Genomic DNA, 18,645 nt, shown 5'->3' on the forward strand with positions numbered 1-18,645 from the left:
GTTCTGCCACTGAAACATAGAGTTTGCAGCGTACGTTGGTAGGCAGCATACCCCGTAGGAAATTCGGACTTCTACCGGGGTGGCAACGCTGCAAGAGGTTGCCAGAGTAAGGCGGTCTAACCAGCTTCAACATCTGTTATCTGAGGCACACAAGTAGCCCGAGGACGGGCTAGCTTTGCTACTTAGCTCGCTACAGATGTTGCAATTGAACACCTGTGTTGGTGCAATCCGTCGGAACTTCATGCACCCTACGAAACCAGTGGTAACGAGTCTTCACGTTGCCGAGCTCAGGCGTTCGACGTGGATTTGCTTGGCACTTTCTGCGTCAACCACATCGCTATGGCAGGCGGCTTTGGCGTCTTTATTGGCACCGACGACCTTTTTGGTTTTGCTGGCGAGTTGATGGATCTCCTGAGGCGAAAGATGACCACGCTTCTCAAGGATTTCCCGCTGCTCGGGCGTGAGAGCGGCAGAAACCTTGGCGCGGTTCCACTGATAGTTTTCATCCTTGCCTGAAGCAAACTCGACGATTTCCTTCGAGATGCGGACGCTGCACCAGTCGTGGCCGCACATCGCACAGAAGTCGGTATCAACGTCGAGGTCCTCGTCGTGATAGGCGCGAGCCGTATCAGGATCAAAACTGAGTTCGAAGTGCTTTTCCCAGTTGAGGGCAGCGCGCGCCTTCGTCAGTTCGTCGTCGCGATCACGAGTGCCGGGGATGCCGAGGGCCACATCGGCCGCATGCGCGGCGATCTTATAGGCAATACAGCCCTGCTTCACATCGTCTTTTTTGGGCAGGCCCAGGTGTTCCTTGGGGGTCACATAGCAGAGCATGCTCGCGCCGTGATAGGCGGCGGCAGTCGCACCAATGCAACTGGTGATATGGTCGTAGCCCGGGAAGATATCTGTCACCAGCGGCCCAAGGACATAGAACGGCGCTCCGTGACACAGCGTCCGCTGAAGCTTCATGTTGTATTCGATCTGGTCGAAGGGGACGTGACCCGGCCCTTCGATCATGACCTGCACACCCTTCCGCCAGGCGCGCTCGGTCAGTTCGCCCAGCGTCGCCAGTTCGGCCAGTTGAGCGCGGTCGGTGGCATCAGCCAATCCGCCGGGACGCAGGCCGTCGCCAATTGAGAAGGTGACATCGTGCTTGCGCATGATGTCACAGATGTCCTCCCAGCGGTCGTACATCGGATTCTGGCCGCTGTTGCGGATCATCCACTGAGCCAGAAGTGAACCACCCCGGCTGACAATCCCGATGAGCCGCTTGACCACGAAGGGAAGATGTTCACGCAGGACACCGGCGTGGATCGTGAAGTAATCGACCCCCTGTTGTGCCTGCTGTTCGAGACTTTCAAGGATGATCTCGTGCGAGAGTTCTTCGATCTTGCGGCCGATGATCATCGAATAGATGGGGACCGTCCCGATGGGGACAGTGCTGTTTTGAACAATCGCCACGCGGCAGGCATTGAGGTCGCCACCGGTGGAAAGATCCATCACGGTATCGGCACCCCAGCGTTCGGCCCACTTCAGCTTTTCGACTTCCTCGTCAGTGCTGGAAGAAACAGGGGAGGCCCCCATGTTCGCATTGATCTTGGTCTTCGTGGCTCGACCGATCGCCATCGGGTCGAGCTGATACTTGAGGTGGTGTTTATTGGCAGGAATCACCAGTCGGCCAGCAGCAATCTCATCGCGAACTTGAGCAGGAGTGAGATGCCCTTCACGTTCAGCGACACGCACCATCTGCGGGGTGATCACACCCACACGAGCCCATTCAAGCTGTGTCGACGGTTCAAAGCCGGCTGGGATACGAACTTCACGTCGGCTGTCATCACTCTGCAGAAAGACAACTCGCATGGCACCTGAGGTGAAATCGACGAGTTCGGCTGCCTCTTTGAGTTCCACAGTCGACCAACCATCCGGGAGGAAATCCCAAGCCGTCTTATCGGAAGGTTGCGGCATGTTAGGTGTGTCGGGCGAAGAGAAAGTCCAGCGACCTTCGGCACCAGGTGCAACTCGTGGGGGGTTGGCAAAGCTGCCAGGTGTTGTGCCCGCATGATGAGTGGAAGGGTTATTACCTAAAGGAGGAAGTTCCATCGAGTTCGAATGCGCGATGTTGATCATTCCGTGAAATACCTTCCATTATCGAGACTGGGAAATCGGCCTGAGGAAGCCGAGGTCCAGCGTTGTTGACTCATAACCATCAGATGGTGGAACGAAAGACGGCTGCACCGAGCCATAACGCCGGTGTCGCTGCCTGTCGCAAATCCTCCACTATCCTAGTGGCCCGCGTTGCATTTGCAAACTGCCTCACGGGACAAGATGAGCGTCACAACCTGCGTCGCCTGTGGAAATCCGGGAAGCATTACGGAGTGAATGCCCGGAGATATTTGCATCCGTCGAACTGCAGGCCAGCGTCAGGCTTTCGAAGGAAGGAGCATCGGCATGACGCTTTGAACAAAGGCCGAGAGCCTTTCGGATGATTGGAGAGCTGACTCGCGAAGACTCCAGAGATCGCTGACACTTCCCGGCCGATTCAAAATCGCCCCAACGAGAGCGCCGGCTCGAACACTGCCTGTGGGCCCGGAAACTGTCATGATTTCTGGCGGGAGGTTTGTTTTCGCATCATCACTGATGACGCGAATTGAGATCATCCGGCAATGGCGTGTTCGGCAGGCCTCAGCAACACCCCAGGTTTCCATTTCGGCCGCCAAGGCTTTGGTTGTCTCAAAAACAACCTGCTTTTCTTGCGTAGTGCGCACAATTTGCGGAACTGTCACGATGGAACCCGTGAAGATTTTATTCGCGGGCTCTGAAACCATCGAGAGCCCCAGTTGAATGGCAGGTTGAGTTGTTCCATAAAGCTGGACGTTTTCGGCCAGAATAAGACTGCCTCTCGACAACGCGGGATCAAGTCCACCCGCAAAGCCGGCGGAGATGATCCACTGTGGATTGAAAGCATCGATGGCTGCATGTGTCGCTCGGCGAGCACGATCCAGCCCGATCCCCGATTCAACAATGGCCACAGGATGCCCCTTCCAGAAACCCCCATGGAAGACAAAATCCCCACCTTGAACGTGATGAGGATGTTTGAGCGAGGCCAGAAGCGGAGCGATTTCAATTCGAAGAGCTGCGATGATCACGATTGCCGGGCGGGGAGTATCCTCTTCATCGGCAGTTGGTTTTTCCTGCCCTGAAGCTGCTGAATCTGACGCTTTGCCGGAATCTTGTGCTGCTCCCCGGACAGCATCCATGGCTGCCTGAGATGCCGACTGCATCACCCAACCTCGCAAAAGCCACATCAGCCAGTTCACAATGGCCTCATTCGTTGTTGAAGTTGATCAGCCGTATGAAAAACATTCCGGAACGATGAATTACGCCTAGCGGGCCTCGAAATCTCTCATGAATTTGACCAGTTCGACGACACCTTCCTGTGGGAAAGCGTTGTAAATGCTGGCACGCATCCCACCGACGCTGCGGTGCCCTTTGAGTCCATCGAAACCGGCTTTTGTGGCCTCAGAAATGAACTGCTGGTCGATCGCCTCGTTCCCAGTAACAAACGTCACGTTCATCAGCGACCGGCTGTCAGCCTGTGCTGTTCCTTTGAATAAGCGGCTCTGGTCAAGGTAATCGTAGAGCACCTTGGCTTTGGCTTCGTTTTTGGCAGCCATGGCAGCCAGGCCACCCTGCTTCAAAATCCATCCAAAGACGAGATTCATCATGAAGATCCCGAAGGTGGGTGGCGTGTTGTACATCGACTCATTCTTGGTGTGAGTTCGGTACTGGAGCATGGTGGGAAGCTCTTTTTGTCCCCGCTCAATGAGATCTTTCCTGATGATGACGAGCGTCACACCTGATGGCCCGAGGTTTTTCTGTGCCCCACCATAGATGATGCCGTATTTGGAAACATCGATGGGCCGGGAAAAAATATCGCTGGAGGCATCGCAGACGAGGAACGAGCCGGCCGCGGGCGTTGGCTCAGTCCTAAACTGAGTACCGAAAATCGTATTGTTCGATGTGAAGTGAGTGTAGACAGGGGATGAACCTGGCTTCAGTTCCTGCGGAATATAAGTAAAGTTTTTGTCTTTGCTGGAGCAGGCTTCGTGAACAGTGCCGAAGCGCTGTGCTTCTTCCCGAGCTTTTTCGGACCAGACGCCCGTGATCAAATAATCTGCAGTCTGGCCGGCTGCGAGAAAATTCATCGGCACCATGCTGAACTGTAACGACGCTCCCCCTTGTAAAAAGAGGACTTCGTAATCATTGGAAATCCCGGCAATCTCCCGGCAACGAGCGACAGCCTGTTCGTAGACTGCCAGAAACGCCTTGCCACGGTGCGAATGCTCCATGATCCCGATGCCCGTCGAACCCAGCGACAGGAGGTTTTCTTTGGCTTCTTCGAGGACCGATTCAGGGATGATGGCGGGGCCGGCAGAAAAGTTAAAAATTCGGGCAGTCATGGGAGGTTTCCGAAAATATCTAGTGCACGAGGCTCAATCTCCTCGGGGAGCCTGCGACCAGGGCATCCGGGGATTTGATTGATCATTTGCGAGCAAGCAGCGACGATTTTTACCGAAAGTCTTATTCCGCAAGTATCAACAGATGGTTCCATTCTTGCAAAGCAACAGGCAACTTCGACTGGAATTTTTCCTTTCAGGTAAGTCAGCGACGCGTCAGATCCATTGAGAATTTGAGTGTTGGTTTAAGGAAGTGAGGGGTACTTTTCCGGTTGGCAGATCGATGTGTCCAGCGTCATAAGTTACCGGAACCCCGCAAGTGGAAATTCTTTTCACTCGAAAAACGTTGATCCATGATCGGCTTAGCCCATTTGGGAGACTTAACCGACGACCATCTGCAGACCTCATGAGCCGTCAGAAGGTTCGCCGATACCTCGGGGGCGGGGAGGTGTGCCGGAAACTCGCTGGAGGCGAGACGGTCTCATCTGTCGATCGACGGGTGAGCTGAACATTCGGCAAAACGAAGGCGATCAATGCCCGAAAGAAGGAATGGCATGTCAGATTCGCAGAATACGCGACTGGCCGAGCTTGAGGCCGAAATTCTGGCACTCAAGAGCGAGTTGCTGCATGCCCAGAAGGTGGCTTCTGTCGGGATGCTGGCGACTTCAATCACGCATGAGTTCAACAATATCCTCATGACAGTGATCAATTACGCGAAGATGGGAATCCGTCATAAGGACCCTGCGACCCGTGAGAAAGCCTTCGACAAGATTCTGGCTGCCGGTCAGAGAGCATCGAAGATCACGACCGGCATGCTTTCCTATGCCAGGCGACAGGCCGATCGTCGCGAGCCGACGGATCTGGTAAATCTGCTTGACGATGTGCTGGTACTCGTTGAGAAAGATCTGCAGATGCATCGTGTGCGGGTTGAGACCCGCTATGACCATAAACCACAGGCGAACATCAACGCCAGCCAGATTCAGCAGGTGGTGTTGAATTTAATCGTTAATGCCCGGCAGGCGATGGCCAATGGTGGATCGCTGATTGTCACTGTTCGCAGCAACATCGCTGAAGGATTTGGTGAAATTTCCATTCGCGATACCGGTTGCGGTATCCCGGCTGAACAACTGAAGGAAATCTTCAAGCCATACTACAGCACCAAAACGAGAGACAGTCAGGGGCAGGGCGGAACCGGCCTCGGATTAGCCCTGGCCCGGGAAGTCATGGAGTCGCACGGTGGGCGTATCCGCGTCGAAAGTGCACCGGGTAAAGGGACAGCCTTTACTTTAAAGTTACCTCTCGCGGGTGTTTCTCCCGCAGTGGTACCTGTTGCCCCGTTGCCACCGATCCCCACACCCGTGGTCTAATTCCACCTCAACCGTGCCGATCAAGCCCGTGCCGATCAAGCCCGCACCGATCAAGAGAGTGCAGGGTGACCGTTTTCCCTTGCGATGTGCAGCAATCATCAAGGCTTCTAGCAGCAACGCCATTCGTCTGCGATAAATTTCAGGGCCAGAGCGTCTCGCGATGAAGCTGCTGGTGGATTGCTCATCCAATGCGTTCGCGCTGGCCCTCATCTCAAACTTCTCCCGTTGGAACGGGAGAAGGCGCTTAGAATTCTTGGCCGGTACTCCGAAAGCCTGAGAACCAAATCCGAGGTTCTCAGGGAACTAGAGCACCTTTTCGATTGTCTCTCGCAGAACGCGGCCGCTCGATTGCAGAGCAATCTTTTCCTTGGGCCAGAGATCAACTTCGACCACGCCCAGGACACCCTTGCGTCCCACAATCGTTGGAACGGAAATCGCCACATCACGCAGACCGTAAGCCCCGTTTTGTAATGACGACACGGGCATCACACGACGCTGATCAAGTGCAATACTGTGAATCACATCGGCAATCGATACACCGACTGCAAAGCCGGCGCCGCCTTTTTTCTTCAGCATTTCTGCACCGCTGTTGCGTGCCCGCTTTTCAATCTCGGTGATGAGTTGCGGCGTAACGCCTGGATACTTGTCGACGGGCAGACCGCCGATCTGACCAAGTGACCAGATCGGCACCATGCTATCGCCGTGCTCACCATAAATGGTGACATCGACTTGTGTGGGCGGGACGGAAAGCTGCTGTGCCAGCAAACTGCGCAGGCGTGTTGTATCGAGTACGGTTCCTAATCCGATGACTTGTTTAGGTGGCAAACCCAGTTCACGAATGGCGAGATAAGTCAGCACATCGACAGGGTTGGAAACCACAAACAGAATGGCGTCTGATTTTGGGCCTGCTTTCTTGATGTCTCCCAGAATGCCGCGGAAAAGCGCCACGTTTCGATTGATAAGGTCGAGGCGGCTTTCATCGGGTTTTCGCCGCAGCCCTGCGGTGACCACAATGACATCGCTATTGGCACAATCAGCCATGGTCCCCGCATGAATCGACTGGTCAGCCACCAGGCTGGCACCGTGCAGAATATCCAGTGCATGACCATCGGCCGCCTCGGGGTTCACGTCGATCATGACGATCTCACGAACAATCTTTCCGAGTTGCAATGCAAACCCTGCGCATGACCCGACCAGTCCGCCGCCACCGATGATGCTGACTTTCATGGAACTGACTTTCGCTGAGAGACGATGCCTTGAGAACCACGCCCTTCGGAAGACCTCTGGGACGTGCCACGCGATCAAACGGTGACAAAAAGACTACTTCTTAAGGGCGGCCATGACCTGCTCGGTGATCATCTTCACCAGCATTTCGGTATCGACAGGTGCTGCAGCAGATTGTGCTGCGGCCGGTGCGGGCGTTGACTTCTGTCGTTCGAGATAGCCTGGGTAGAATGGGGCTGGCTCGAAAGCGACCGGTTGTGGCTGAGCATCTTTGTAGCCTTCGCGGAACGCGCTGTTGCCGCAAAGATCGCAGTTCTCCACATGGAAGCGGGGATCATCAAAGCCAAGCTTCTTCTTGAGATCGAGAAGCTCAACCGATTCTCGCTCGTTGAGATATTCAACACGACCTAATTGCTTGGAAAGCAGCAGAATCCGACAGTAAGCATCGAGGATCTCGGTCTTCCAGTAAGCTTCTTCGAGGTTCGCACCGAAGCTGACTGTGCCGTGATTGGTCAGAATGATTGTGTTGGTCCCTTTGAGAAAAGGCACCACGGTATTGGCAAACGCATGCCCACCGGGAGTTTCATAAGGAGCGATGGGAACTTCGCCCATGAAGACTTCGATTTCTGGCAGAATACACTGCGGAATGGGTTCGCGGGCCACTGCGAAGGCTGTGGCATGTGGTGGATGGCAATGCACAACAGCCTTGACATCGGGACGATGCTTCATGATGGCCAGGTGCAGCAGGATTTCGCTGGTGCGCTTTCGCTTGCCGGCAATCTGGCCGCCTTCAAGATCCACTGCGCAGATATCATCGGGAGTCATGAACCCTTTACAGATCATCGTGGGGGAACACAGCACTTCGTTTTCACCCACGCGGATCGAGATGTTCCCGTCGTTGGCGGCGGCAAAGCCCTTGTTGTAAACCCGGCGACCAATCTCGCAGATGAGTTCTTTCAGCTTGCGGTCGTTAATGCCCGAATTCCATTTGTTGGCAGTTGTCATGAGAAACATCCGTTGAAAATGATCGTTGTGGGTTGTGAGTTGTCGATTGCGAAAAAACTATGTTTGCGTCAGCTCAATCTTGTCGAGAAGGCAGGCGTTGTAAGCATCGAGTGGTTTGGAATCGGGATGGAAGGGTGCCGAGGCTTCGGCTCCTTCACTGATGGCAATAATGTCACCTGGGCTGGCCCCCAGTTCATCGTAAACAATGATGGCTTCTTCTCGTCCGCGAACTGCCATCGTCTCGCCGTGATGAATCACAGCGGCAAGACCCTCAGCCAGCAGTGGCACTGCGACAATCCAAGTGCCACCGACCACAGTCGGATCGCATTTTGACAAAGTGACCCGGCCAATCACTTCGGCTAATCTCATGATGCCACTCCTGTTCCTGAGGGGATCCCCGTTCGAACAATGGCCTGGACGAGATTTCGCAGCTCAATGAATGTTTTGAGCGTCGGGTCAATCACATAAACATTCGGGCTGAAGTCGCTGCTCGTGAGCAACACTTCGGCAAGAGAAGAGACAACAGCAGCTCGTATCGCAGGCGAACGATTGAGATCGCAGGCCCGCTTTGCTGCTGAGCGTTCAATCAGAATCGCCCCATGAGCTTCGGCTTTATGAATCGCTCCGGAGACAAACTCCTGGGTTTCAGTTCCCGCACCCAGAATCTTGACTTGAGATACTGTCGCGGCTGTCTGAGTGCTATTCAAAAAGGTCTTCACACTCGCCGTGGCAGAGACCACACCGAGAACCCACTTCGCAGCCATCGAGGATGGATTCGCGGTTTTGCCTGCAGGCGAGCTGCTTGCAACCTTGGGGATCGCCAAGGAGTTGGCAGGTGGAAGACCACGTTCGAGAATCACATGATGATCGCGGAGCCAATCCTTTGCGGCTGGCGTCACAATCGACTTTGCGGAAGCAACAATTCGAGCAGCACCGGGAGCCAACCGGGAAAGTAACTCGGCTGTAATGACCGCCTCTGTGAGTGTCACACTGGAGCCAGGTGGGTTGGCAACAACTGGAGCCGTGACTAACGGTTTCGAAACGGAAGTTGCCGGGAAGCTGTGATTGAGGCTGGCCACCGTTTCTGGAGGTAAATGAATTCTACTGACAGACACCACAGACTGATCGGTCGAAGCTGTTGATTCAGGACGTACGGCGCCACCAGCTCGGCTGTGAAGCTGAGCCAGCACGTTCCGGACGATCTGATCGACAAGTTCAGTGGACATGGAGACTTTGCTGGTCGTTTACAAAAAAGGTTGACTTTAAGTTGGTTGGCAGACGGGAGCCTGCCCTACGAATCAGTTTTTAACTCAGGGATCGACAAGGCCAAGTGACATGTAACGAATCGGACTGTCCTCCGCTTTGACGGTCTCGCGAACGGTCTTTCCGTCGGACGTAATGACCACCAGATCGCCCTGGGCAGCTCCCAGACCATCAATAATCAGTTGGGGGGCACCATCGGGCTTGTCGTTGACACCCAGTGGCTGGGCAATCAGCAGTTTCCATCCCTGAAGACTGGGATGCTTGACTGTGGAAGTTGCTCGACCAATGATTTTTGCCACTTGCATCCCCGTCTCCTTTCTCTGTGTTTCTAAGTGATCGAGCTTGATTGGCAGGCGGGAGCCTGCCCTACGGTAAAAGACTACGAATCAGATGACGCGGAGGCTGTCGACCAGCACACAGCGGCGACTGCGTGTGAAAGTGAGTGGGTTAGTTACCCCTTCTCCTGTCGGCGTCGCAATGCTGAAACTGAGATAGCCTTCGCCACCCAAACCCAGACCAGCCATCGAGGGGCCATTCTTGATGAAGAGTGTCGTATCGACAGCTTTTCCCATTTTCGTCATCGTCTGCACATTGCGCGAGTGAATCAGACTGGTGTGACGGAAACCATGCTCGTATTCGAGAGCCAGTTCAATCGCCTGGTTGACATTCTTCGCCCTGATGAAGGGGACGAATGGCATCATCTGCTCTTCGGGGACGAACGGGTTGTTGACGTCGGTTTCGCCAAAGAGAAGCTGAGTACCAGCGGGAACCTTCACACCAATCAGTTCAGCCAGTTTGGTGGCATCAGAACCAACGAGGTCGCGATTGAGGTGCCAGTGGTCACCGGGCTTGGTGGGAGGTGTGAAGGCAAGTTTGGTGAGAGCATCAACTTCGCGGGCCGAGAGCTGGTAACCACCTTGCTGCCCCATCCGCACCATGAGTGTGTCGAAGATGGACTCGACGGCAAAGACTTCCTTCTCGCCAATGCAGAGGAGGTTGTTATCGTAAGCGGCCCCTTTGACGATCGATTTTGCGGCGTTTTCGAGGCATGCCGTCTCATCCACAACTACGGGCGGATTGCCTGGGCCCGCCACAACGGCCTTCTTGCGGCTTTCGAGAGCAGCTCGAGCCACTGCGGGGCCACCTGTAACGCACAACAGCTTGACACCACGATGTGCAAAGATTGCGGCAGCGGTCTCCAGCGTGGGCTGTTCGATGATGGTGATCAGGTTCTCAAGACCTGTCGCTTTATGAATTGCCTTGTTGAAACGGCGAACCCCTTCGCAGGCAATGCGAGCACCACTGGGGTGGGGATTGACAATCAGCGTATTGCCGCCGGCCACCATGTTGATGACATTGCCAGCCAATGTCGGCAGAGAGTGCGTGACCGGCGTGATGGCACCAATGACACCAAAGGGAGCGTACTCCACAATGGTCAGGCCATTATCGCCGCTGAATGCATCGGTTCGCATGAACTCGGTGCCTGGCACCAGCTTGATAATCTTCAGCTTTTCGATCTTGTGATCGAGGCGTCCGATTTTTGTTTCGTTGAATTCCAGAGTGCCAAGTTCTTCGGCCTGGGAGTCGCAGATCTGGCGAACGCATTCAATGGCTTTGCGGCGGGCGTCCATCCCGGCATCCGAGAGCTTTTCAAATGCTTCGTTGGCGGCAGCAACGGCCTGATCGACATCTTTGAAGACACCCCAGTCTCCATCACGCTGTGCTGCTGATTTCTCGGCACCGCCCTTGTTGAGCTGAGCAAGAACCTCCTGCACCACCTGACGGATGGCTTGTTCTGTCGCTTGCATCGATTCGTTCTTTCGTATCTGGCCTGGATCTTCTGAGCGAATCAGAGCCATCGTCTGTTCGCTGCGGATGATTCATGAATTGATGTTTGAAACGTGATGAACCATGTGTAGGTTCCGTTCAGAACTATCGAGGGCTTACTCGGTAGAAATTCCTCGATAGGCCATTGACTCCTGACAGTTTTTTCGAAATCGCTGGACTTTGGATTGAGTGGGAAAATGAATCAGCATCGTGAAGATGGTAAGAGCCGCCACAATGGGACTGATGATTGAGCCGCCGATCAGCCAGGCCACAAGATTCAACATGCCTGCACCTTCCACGACGGCTAGCCGAATGATGCCTGAAGTGAGGAAATTCTGAGCCATCCAGGCTTCGTCGATCGTTTCCGCCTTCTTCAGAGCCCCCTTAAGAATCTGCTCTGGAAGTACAAATGAGAGCACAATCGCGCTACAGCCCATCACGGCTGCAATCAGAGTCAATGGATTGCCGAGCAGATCTCCATCAAACTTCAACTCTCGGATCACGGTGATTACGACGGCAAAGACCACTGGTCCCATGATGAGAGCCAGCGTAATGATCTGCAGATTCTTCAAAGCGGCATCGAGTGTTGTGACCTGCGTGGCCCCAGATTTTGTTGATGAAGAGTTGCTCATGATCTGGACTCCTCAGCCGTTGAGGATTGATCGGCGAGCCTGGTGCTGAAAACGATCTTCCCTTGAATCTGAACAACATCAATCAGCCCGATGATTGCGCAGTCGATGGGGAGAGGTTTGGTTGAAGGCGTGAAGCGTGCCGAGGAACCCTGCACGATCAGTACAATCTGGCCTTCTCCCGCGCCGACAGTATCGACAGTGATAAACGTACGCCCCGTCGAGACGAGTTTGGATTCTGTCTGCCCATCTGCGGATGATTCCTGGATGCGCAGCGGCTCGACCACCAGCAGCTTCTGGCCGACCATGGAGTCGACCTTCTGCGTGGAGACCAGACTTCCGGTGACGCGTGCGAGGAACATGGTGGATTCAACTTAAATGGAACGTGGAGCGACTTGCCCATGAAGTTCATGGACTAGGATTTTGAAAGAAGTTCGGCTGTCTGTCGGGCGACGACCAATTCTTCATTGGTCGGGATCACCCAGAGTTCAATCTTGCTCGTCGGAGTTGAAAACTTGCCTTCAGTGCGAAGCTTCTCGTTGATCGCCAGATCGATTTCGATACCTGCGAAATCCATGTGAGAACAGACATCTTTGCGAATTCGGCTGCTGTTCTCGCCAATTCCACCAGTGAAAACGATCGCATCAGCACCATTCAGGACTGTGAGATAAGCCCCGATGTACTGACGAATCGACTGAGTGAAGACTCTGAGAGCCAGTTCGGCTCTTTCGTGACCATTGGCGGCGGCCTGTTCAAGGTCGCGCACATCGCCAGAAAGACCACTGAGTCCTAACAGTCCGCTTTTATTGGCAAGAATGTCAAGGATTTCTGGCAACGTCTTGCCAGTCTCCTGAATCAGCACTGGGAGGGCAAAAGGATCAAAATCGCCCACCCGGTTGTTATGAGGCAAGCCAGTCTGCGGGCTCATTCCCAGCGTATTACCTTGCGACTTACCATCACGAATGGCACACAGCGAATTGCTCCCTCCCAGGTGGCAGGAGATCACTTTCAAATCCGATCGGCCTTTCAGCTCAGCAATCCGCTGACTGATGAACCGATGGCTGGCACCGTGAAATCCCCAACGCTGAATGCCATATTGCGACTGCCACTCATGAGGCACCGCATAGGCTCGTAATTCGGGTGGAGCAGTTTCATGAAAAGCCGTTTCGAGAGCGGCGACCTGCGGCAACCTGGGGAATGCCGCCTGAAGCTGTCGCATGGCTTTGGCATAGGGAGGATTATGAGCCGGTGCAATCGCTGCGTACCGCTCTAACCCGGCGAGCAAAGCATCATCGACGTGTCGGACACCCGAGAGTGCCCCCGCCATCACCGCTTTGAAGCCAATACCATCCAGTTCAGATGCATTTTTGAGGCAACCGGTTTCAGGAGCGGTCAGTTGCTCCAGACAGAATTTGACTGCCACTGCATGATCAGGGACGTGTGCCGTCACGTCGTCCTTGAATGAGCCAATTTCAACGGTACAACGACTTTCCGGCCCGCCAATACGATCAATCCCACCACGCGCCAGTTGCCGTTCGGTAGTCAGATCGAATAAACGGTATTTGAAGCTCGTGGAGCCGAGATTGGCGACCAAAATCTTCATCGGGAAACCCTCGTGTTGAAATTCGCGGCTGCCTTCAATCTGTGGCAATACCCGGGTGCGTGCAGGTCATTCGTTCGAAATCACTGCTGGGTGAACCGGCAGTGGCACCCCAGACAACCCCGCAGTAGCACCCCAAGGCAAGGCAGAGGAGTGGCATCCGGACAAGCCAGGAGTGATACCAGAAAGAAGACGTACGCGCCCGTTACAACCCTAGATGAACTGCTCCCCTAGATAAACTGCTCAAGGAGCGACTTTTCCGGACGGGCAATCACATGTGCGCTCACCACTTCACCAACAGCGGCAGCAGCTTGCTGACCGGCATCGACGGCAGCTCGAACGGAACCCACATCGCCACGAACAATCGTGGTGATATATGCATTGCCGATCTGAATCTGCTTGACGAGAGTGACGTTGGCAGCCTTCAGCATGGCATCGGCGGCTTCGATCTGGGCGACAAGCCCTTTGGTCTCAACGAGACCGATTGCTTCACCATTCATGAGAGAAGTTCCAGAGACAGGAGAGGGAGTTTGTTCAATAGAATTCGCAACAGGCGTAATCACTGAACGAGCGGCAGCTTTTGCCCGAGGACGCTTCTCCGCAGACGAGCGAGATTTTTCAACCGGTCGTTTGCTGGATGTCTTGGGCATGACCACCTCATTCACGGACACGCAGGCACGTTCCGGGTACTACTTGCTGATGGGCTTTGGCAGAATGGCGGCCAGTTCTTCGTGTGGGCGTGGAATCACTTGCACACTGAGAACTTCGCCAATTTTGCTCGATGCGGCAGCACCAGCGTCGACTGCTGCCTTGACAGCAGCCACATCGCCGACCACGAAAGCCGTGACGATACCACTGCCGACCTTTTCCCATCCGACAAGCCGGACGTTAGCCGACTTGAGCATGGCGTCGATCCCTTCGATCATCGTAACGAGACCCTTGGTTTCGAGCATGCCGAGCGCTTCGATCGATCCAGCCATGAAAACTTCCTCTCAAGAAATGGAACTGCGAGAACCTATGAAACCTGCCAGCCGGAAAACACTCCCGGCTGGATGTATTCCTTCACATTATTTTGAATGGCAACCACAGCCGACCGGCTTGACTAATTCCACTTTCGTGGCATGCGAGAGATCAACGGCATTGCCTTCATCCGTATCAATATGAACTTCGAGCTTGACGTCTTTATCTTCACGAACCGTGACATGTTCGAGAGTCGTGGTACAGGGGCCGGAATGGATTTTGAGATCCATTTCATCGCCATTTTTCACGCCGTAGTAAGCACAGTCCGCGGGGCTCATGTGGACATGCCGCATGGCGCGAATGACACCCGACTTGAGCTCCACCACACCGGCCGGACCGACCAGCACACAACCGACCGTGTCATGGTGATCCCCACTGATTCGTACCGGGAGGTCAATCCCGAGCGAAATCCCATCAGTGAAAGCCAGTTCGACCTGGGAAGCATTGCGGCAGGGACCTAACACACGAACATCAGGAATCATCCGGCGACGAGGGCCAAAGATGGTGACCGTCTGTTTGGCAGCGTAGTAACCATCCTGATATAGCCACTTCATAGGCTCGAGTTTGACACCCTTGCCAAACAGAACTTCAACATGTTCTTCTGTGAGATGCACATGCCGGGCAGAGATATTCACGACCAGAGGGTTAGGAGGCCCGCCAGCCGAAGGGACGGAACCCGAGAAGGTGGTCGCTCCCGCCAATTGCCTGGTGAGTACGGCTCGAACCACTCGCTCGACATCAGCACGAGAGATATTGCCTGCAACCACAGAATCAGACGACATACGCGAACTCTTTCTCACTCCAGCGTTTGATCATCACGGGTTTGAATCACGCAATTCGCAGTTCAATTCCCAGTTCTTCAATCCGCTTTCGCCAATCTTCGGGAATCCCTTCGTCTGTCACAATTTCATGAACACGGTCGAGTGGACAGAGTGGGGAGAGGGCTGCTTTTCCAAACTTCCGACTATCAACCGCCAGCACCACTCGTTCCGCAGCATCAATCATCCGCCGCTCGGCCTCAACGAGGAGGGTATTACTGTTAAACAGGCCTTTCTCAGTCACGCCACCGACACTGAAAACCATGCGAGGTACCTGCAATTGCGATAACGCCAAATTCAGGAGCGGGCCTAAAGTCACACCTGTTTTGGGATGCAGATACCCTCCTAAAAAAATCAATTCCACACCCGGGCTGTTCACCAGCAGATTGGCAATTGCCAGAGAATTGGTCACAACCTGTAATTCTTTGCCGATCAAGGCACGAGCAACCTCAAGCGTTGTCGTTCCCCCGTCGAGCAGAACAGTTTCACCACTTCCAATTGTTTCCGAGATCGAACGAGCAATTCTCTGCTTCTCGACCAGAGAGGTCACACTGCGCTCTTCCAGAGAAACGACCGATTCACCGACATAGGCAGCCCCGCCACGTGTGCGGCGAACCTGCCGAATTCCGTCAAGATATTCCAAATCCCGCCTCAATGTTGACTCGCTGACCCCAGTTTTGGTTGCAAGCTCATGAAGCGATATAAAGCCTTTTTCTTCAATAAGTTCGAGCACATGTCGACGGCGTTGATCCAACAGCATGGTTCAAATCATCCCTCGCCACGCCTACCCAAACATCCTGATCGTTAAACTAATCAGCTCAGGATGTCATAAGAATAGGTCGAACTTTCATCTCACTCAAGCAGGAACATATCACAAAGTGCAATTATTTTCCAAATTATTGCAAAACATGCCATCCTGTTGAAAACACCAACTCACACATACTCTGGCATCGACAAGTTCCTCCAGCAGAATGAAAAGAACTTGCGGAAGGTCTGTTCAGGCAAGGAGTGCCGATATTCCCGGAGGGACTTCGCGCTGCCAGCGGGATCACTGTTCAGAGAGTTTGGTTAACGTCAGACATGACTCACCGATGGGAAGAGACTGACCGCTTAGGCAAGATCATCGTCCGGCGTCCAATAATCTGTACGCGATGGTTTGCCACCAGTTCAATCGCTTCGGGATAGGCTTCACACTCCGCTTCAAAAACACGCTGGGCTAAGGCATCGGGCGTATCATCCGGCAGAACGGGGACAACCCGCTGGAGAATGATTGGGCCGTGATCATACTCATTATCGACGAAGTGGATTGTACATCCCGAGAACTGGACACCCCGCTGAATCGCAGCTTCGTGAACATGATGCCCATAAAACCCTTTGCCGCAAAACGCAGGAATCAGGGAGGGGTGAATGTTCAGCACTCGATTGCGGAAATCTTCGGGAACTTCAAGAAGCGAGAGAAATCCGCCACATATGACAAGATCGGCTTGATGCGACCGGCAAAGTTGAAAAATTGCTTCGCTGTGACTGCTCGTGGAAGAGAACTCTTTTCGATGGCAGACCGCGACTTCCAGTCCATGCTGTCGGGCTCTTTCAATACCACCCGCATCAGGACGACTGCTGATGACCAGTGGAATCTGGGCCTTGAGGGAACCCGCTGCGATTCGACGACAAAGATTAACAAGCGTTGTGCCGCCCCCGGAGATCAAGACAACCAGACGAACAGCCTGATGACCGGCAGGATCTCCTTGTGGCATGGATCACTCAATAAGTTCAGAAATCGGGGGCGATGGGACGGATCTTCCCAACAAAGCATCCGTCATGAAAAAGCAGGGCAATAAATTTTGCCTGTCAGATGCAAGATAACGTCCTCAGGATGGTTCGTCGTCCTCTGGAAGCCGCGGATTTTCGGGAAAACCTAAGGCGGTGTCTTGTCGGCGATGCGGTGTGACCTCCTTCGATGATCGACTGCCTTCCCCTTGGCCAGCAAGACCCGGAGTCGGCAAGGTCGATGAATTCCCGGGAATCGACGGAGTCATCGGGGCATGACCATTCTTGAGTTCCAGTGAGGAAGCACTGGGAGGAATGGCGATATTTAACAGTTGTTCGTGTGGAGTAAGTGTCTGATCGATATTCCCGGGGACTCGCAACTTCTCGGGCAACCGTCGTTTTTCACTTCGAAAAGTCCAAAGACCTAACATGATCCAGACGGCAACCAGGCCAGCAATCCCATAGGCCCAGACGGGAATAATCAGGGTTGTTTTCTGAATTGGCGGAATCCATTCAATCTCTCCAGCCAACAGCATCGGAGCTTTCCGCGGTTGATCCTGGGCTTCATAGCCATACATTTTGAAGAAGTACCCGGCAACAACAACCTCTTCGACAAGATCCCCTCCCAGAGGCATGCCTTCAGGCTTTTGTGTAAAGACGACAACGGTGGGATTGTTTTGCGAATCCGCAGAGTAAAGCCAGCCTTCGTAAACTGTCGTTAAGCCCTCGTCATTCGGACCTGGATCGTATTTGACAAGTTTTCGCAGAGTTCCCCGCAAGACGACCGGCTTTCCCCGATAGACCTCCGGGTGGAGGAACAGATCAACGAATGGCGAAAACTTCTTTTCTGTGGCGGCTTTGGAATCATGAGCAGCAATGCGGGCCTTGCGATACTCAATTGCCAATTCCTGCAATTGGGGAAATGACATGAGACTGGCCAGCTTGAGAATTCGAAAATAAGCCTCCCGATCTTCGACTTTTAACCCGAGAGTGCTGTCACGAACATCCTTCAATACTGCGGGATTAATCGAAGCGCCGCCATCCAGTGTAATGTCGAACTGACCAGCTTTTTTAGCGGGAAGATCACGAATACTTTCGACCGGGCGACCCAGACTGGGAACCGGATCTTCAAACTGGATACCGGGAGCCAGCTTATTTTCGGGCCCTCGACGTTCCAGGGTAGGGAAATCTCGCCCCTCCATCGGTGGAAGCGGAGTGGGCAACTCCTGAGATCCGCTACGAGGTGGAGTGAAGTTTTTCCCCTGATCTGTTTGTGGGGCTGCTGGAATCGAAGGAGATGCTGAGTTCGTTGGAGCTCCACCTGAAGTTGGTAAAGAGGGAGGGGTGCGAACTGGTGGTTTCGCAGGGGGAAGGTCTTCAAATTCATCCGAAAACTGAGCCCATGCCAGATTGGCAGTTCCACCCCAGATTGCGATGAGAAATACGATCCGTCGAATCAGCCATGACATGATTGACCATCCTCTTTGCGGGGAGGGACTCCAGCTTGATCTGCACACCCTCCAGCAATGACTTATGCAGCTATGCTCCAGTTTCTACAGTTTCACAAAAACACGCAAACCTCCTGCTTGTTCGAGATTGTGCCGTGGTCAAAGCAAAGTGTCGAGTCGTCTCTTCCTGAATCTCGGAAACCGAAGCCGCATGGGGCAG

The 18,645-nt window shown here is 53.9% G+C and carries 19 protein-coding genes; 1 reads left to right on the forward strand and 18 read right to left on the reverse strand.

Annotation, left to right across the window (positions count from 1 at the left end):
- Window positions 1-273: 273 nt before the first annotated feature.
- From thiC to serC, 3 genes are all read right to left on the reverse strand, one after another.
- The gene (thiC, locus tag A6X21_RS08305; protein ID WP_068847123.1) at window positions 274-2,127 is read right to left on the reverse strand and encodes a phosphomethylpyrimidine synthase ThiC; all 1,854 of its coding nucleotides are present in this window, start codon (window positions 2,125-2,127) and stop codon (window positions 274-276) included.
- A gap of 293 nt (window positions 2,128-2,420) precedes the next feature.
- Window positions 2,421-3,317, reverse strand: coding sequence for a phosphorylase family protein (locus A6X21_RS08310; RefSeq protein ID WP_068847124.1), 897 nt, complete (start codon window positions 3,315-3,317; stop codon window positions 2,421-2,423).
- Between the two features lie 66 nt (window positions 3,318-3,383).
- Window positions 3,384-4,460 (reverse strand): 3-phosphoserine/phosphohydroxythreonine transaminase, encoded by a 1,077-nt coding sequence (gene serC / locus A6X21_RS08315; protein ID WP_068847125.1) that lies wholly within the window; start codon window positions 4,458-4,460, stop codon window positions 3,384-3,386.
- A gap of 551 nt (window positions 4,461-5,011) precedes the next feature.
- On the opposite strand from serC, the gene A6X21_RS08320 reads away from it, so the two are divergent.
- Complete coding sequence (locus A6X21_RS08320; RefSeq protein WP_068847126.1) at window positions 5,012-5,824, forward strand: sensor histidine kinase; 813 nt, start codon at window positions 5,012-5,014, stop codon at window positions 5,822-5,824.
- Window positions 5,825-6,127: 303 nt separating this feature from the next.
- Here the strand turns inward: A6X21_RS08320 and A6X21_RS08325 are convergent, their stop codons facing one another.
- From A6X21_RS08325 to A6X21_RS08395, 15 genes are all read right to left on the reverse strand, one after another.
- Window positions 6,128-7,051 carry a malate dehydrogenase gene (locus tag A6X21_RS08325; RefSeq protein WP_041403408.1) on the reverse strand — a complete coding sequence of 308 codons (924 nt, stop codon included), beginning with the start codon at window positions 7,049-7,051 and terminating at the stop codon, window positions 6,128-6,130.
- Between the two features lie 93 nt (window positions 7,052-7,144).
- On the reverse strand, window positions 7,145-8,053 hold the full coding sequence (pvmN, locus tag A6X21_RS08330; protein ID WP_068847462.1) for an aldolase PvmN: 909 nt from the start codon (window positions 8,051-8,053) through the stop codon (window positions 7,145-7,147).
- Between the two features lie 57 nt (window positions 8,054-8,110).
- Entirely contained in the window at window positions 8,111-8,422 is a 312-nt protein-coding gene (pvmM, locus tag A6X21_RS08335; RefSeq protein WP_068847127.1) for a BMC-P shell protein PvmM, read from the reverse strand.
- Window positions 8,419-9,279 carry a hypothetical protein gene (locus tag A6X21_RS08340; protein ID WP_068847128.1) on the reverse strand — a complete coding sequence of 287 codons (861 nt, stop codon included), beginning with the start codon at window positions 9,277-9,279 and terminating at the stop codon, window positions 8,419-8,421. Before A6X21_RS08340 ends, pvmM begins: the two co-directional genes overlap by 4 nt.
- 84 nt (window positions 9,280-9,363) lie before the next feature.
- A complete protein-coding gene (pvmK, locus tag A6X21_RS08345) occupies window positions 9,364-9,621 on the reverse strand; it encodes a BMC-P shell protein PvmK (RefSeq protein ID WP_068847129.1) in 258 nt (85 codons plus the stop codon).
- Between the two features lie 81 nt (window positions 9,622-9,702).
- Window positions 9,703-11,124 carry an aldehyde dehydrogenase family protein gene (locus A6X21_RS08350; protein WP_068847464.1) on the reverse strand — a complete coding sequence of 474 codons (1,422 nt, stop codon included), beginning with the start codon at window positions 11,122-11,124 and terminating at the stop codon, window positions 9,703-9,705.
- 135 nt (window positions 11,125-11,259) lie between these two features.
- The gene (locus tag A6X21_RS08355; RefSeq protein WP_068847130.1) at window positions 11,260-11,775 is read right to left on the reverse strand and encodes a hypothetical protein; all 516 of its coding nucleotides are present in this window, start codon (window positions 11,773-11,775) and stop codon (window positions 11,260-11,262) included.
- Window positions 11,772-12,134, reverse strand: coding sequence for a EutN/CcmL family microcompartment protein (locus A6X21_RS08360; RefSeq protein ID WP_068847131.1), 363 nt, complete (start codon window positions 12,132-12,134; stop codon window positions 11,772-11,774). The genes A6X21_RS08355 and A6X21_RS08360 overlap by 4 nt, the downstream gene beginning before the upstream one ends.
- Window positions 12,135-12,187: 53 nt before the next feature.
- Window positions 12,188-13,375 (reverse strand): lactate kinase PvmG, encoded by a 1,188-nt coding sequence (gene pvmG, locus A6X21_RS08365; protein WP_068847465.1) that lies wholly within the window; start codon window positions 13,373-13,375, stop codon window positions 12,188-12,190.
- A 227-nt stretch (window positions 13,376-13,602) separates the two neighbouring features.
- Window positions 13,603-13,872, reverse strand: coding sequence for a BMC-H shell protein PvmE (gene pvmE / locus A6X21_RS25510; RefSeq protein ID WP_068847467.1), 270 nt, complete (start codon window positions 13,870-13,872; stop codon window positions 13,603-13,605).
- A 189-nt stretch (window positions 13,873-14,061) separates the two neighbouring features.
- Entirely contained in the window at window positions 14,062-14,352 is a 291-nt protein-coding gene (gene pvmD, locus A6X21_RS08375) for a BMC-H shell protein PvmD (RefSeq protein ID WP_013110017.1), read from the reverse strand.
- Window positions 14,353-14,439: 87 nt separating this feature from the next.
- Window positions 14,440-15,174, reverse strand: a complete 735-nt coding sequence (gene pvmB, locus A6X21_RS08380) for a phosphotransacylase PvmB (RefSeq protein WP_068847132.1) — start codon at window positions 15,172-15,174, stop codon at window positions 14,440-14,442.
- 46 nt (window positions 15,175-15,220) lie between these two features.
- Window positions 15,221-15,970, reverse strand: a complete 750-nt coding sequence (gene pvmA / locus A6X21_RS08385; protein WP_068847133.1) for a DeoR/GlpR family transcription regulator PvmA — start codon at window positions 15,968-15,970, stop codon at window positions 15,221-15,223.
- Window positions 15,971-16,295: 325 nt separating this feature from the next.
- Window positions 16,296-16,964, reverse strand: coding sequence for a phosphoribosylglycinamide formyltransferase (gene purN, locus A6X21_RS08390; protein WP_068847134.1), 669 nt, complete (start codon window positions 16,962-16,964; stop codon window positions 16,296-16,298).
- A gap of 114 nt (window positions 16,965-17,078) precedes the next feature.
- Complete coding sequence (locus A6X21_RS08395) at window positions 17,079-18,446, reverse strand: hypothetical protein (protein WP_068847135.1); 1,368 nt, start codon at window positions 18,444-18,446, stop codon at window positions 17,079-17,081.
- Window positions 18,447-18,645 lie beyond the last annotated feature (199 nt).

The sequence above is a fragment of the Planctopirus hydrillae genome (assembly GCF_001707835.1).
Taxonomy (GTDB): domain Bacteria; phylum Planctomycetota; class Planctomycetia; order Planctomycetales; family Planctomycetaceae; genus Planctopirus; species Planctopirus hydrillae.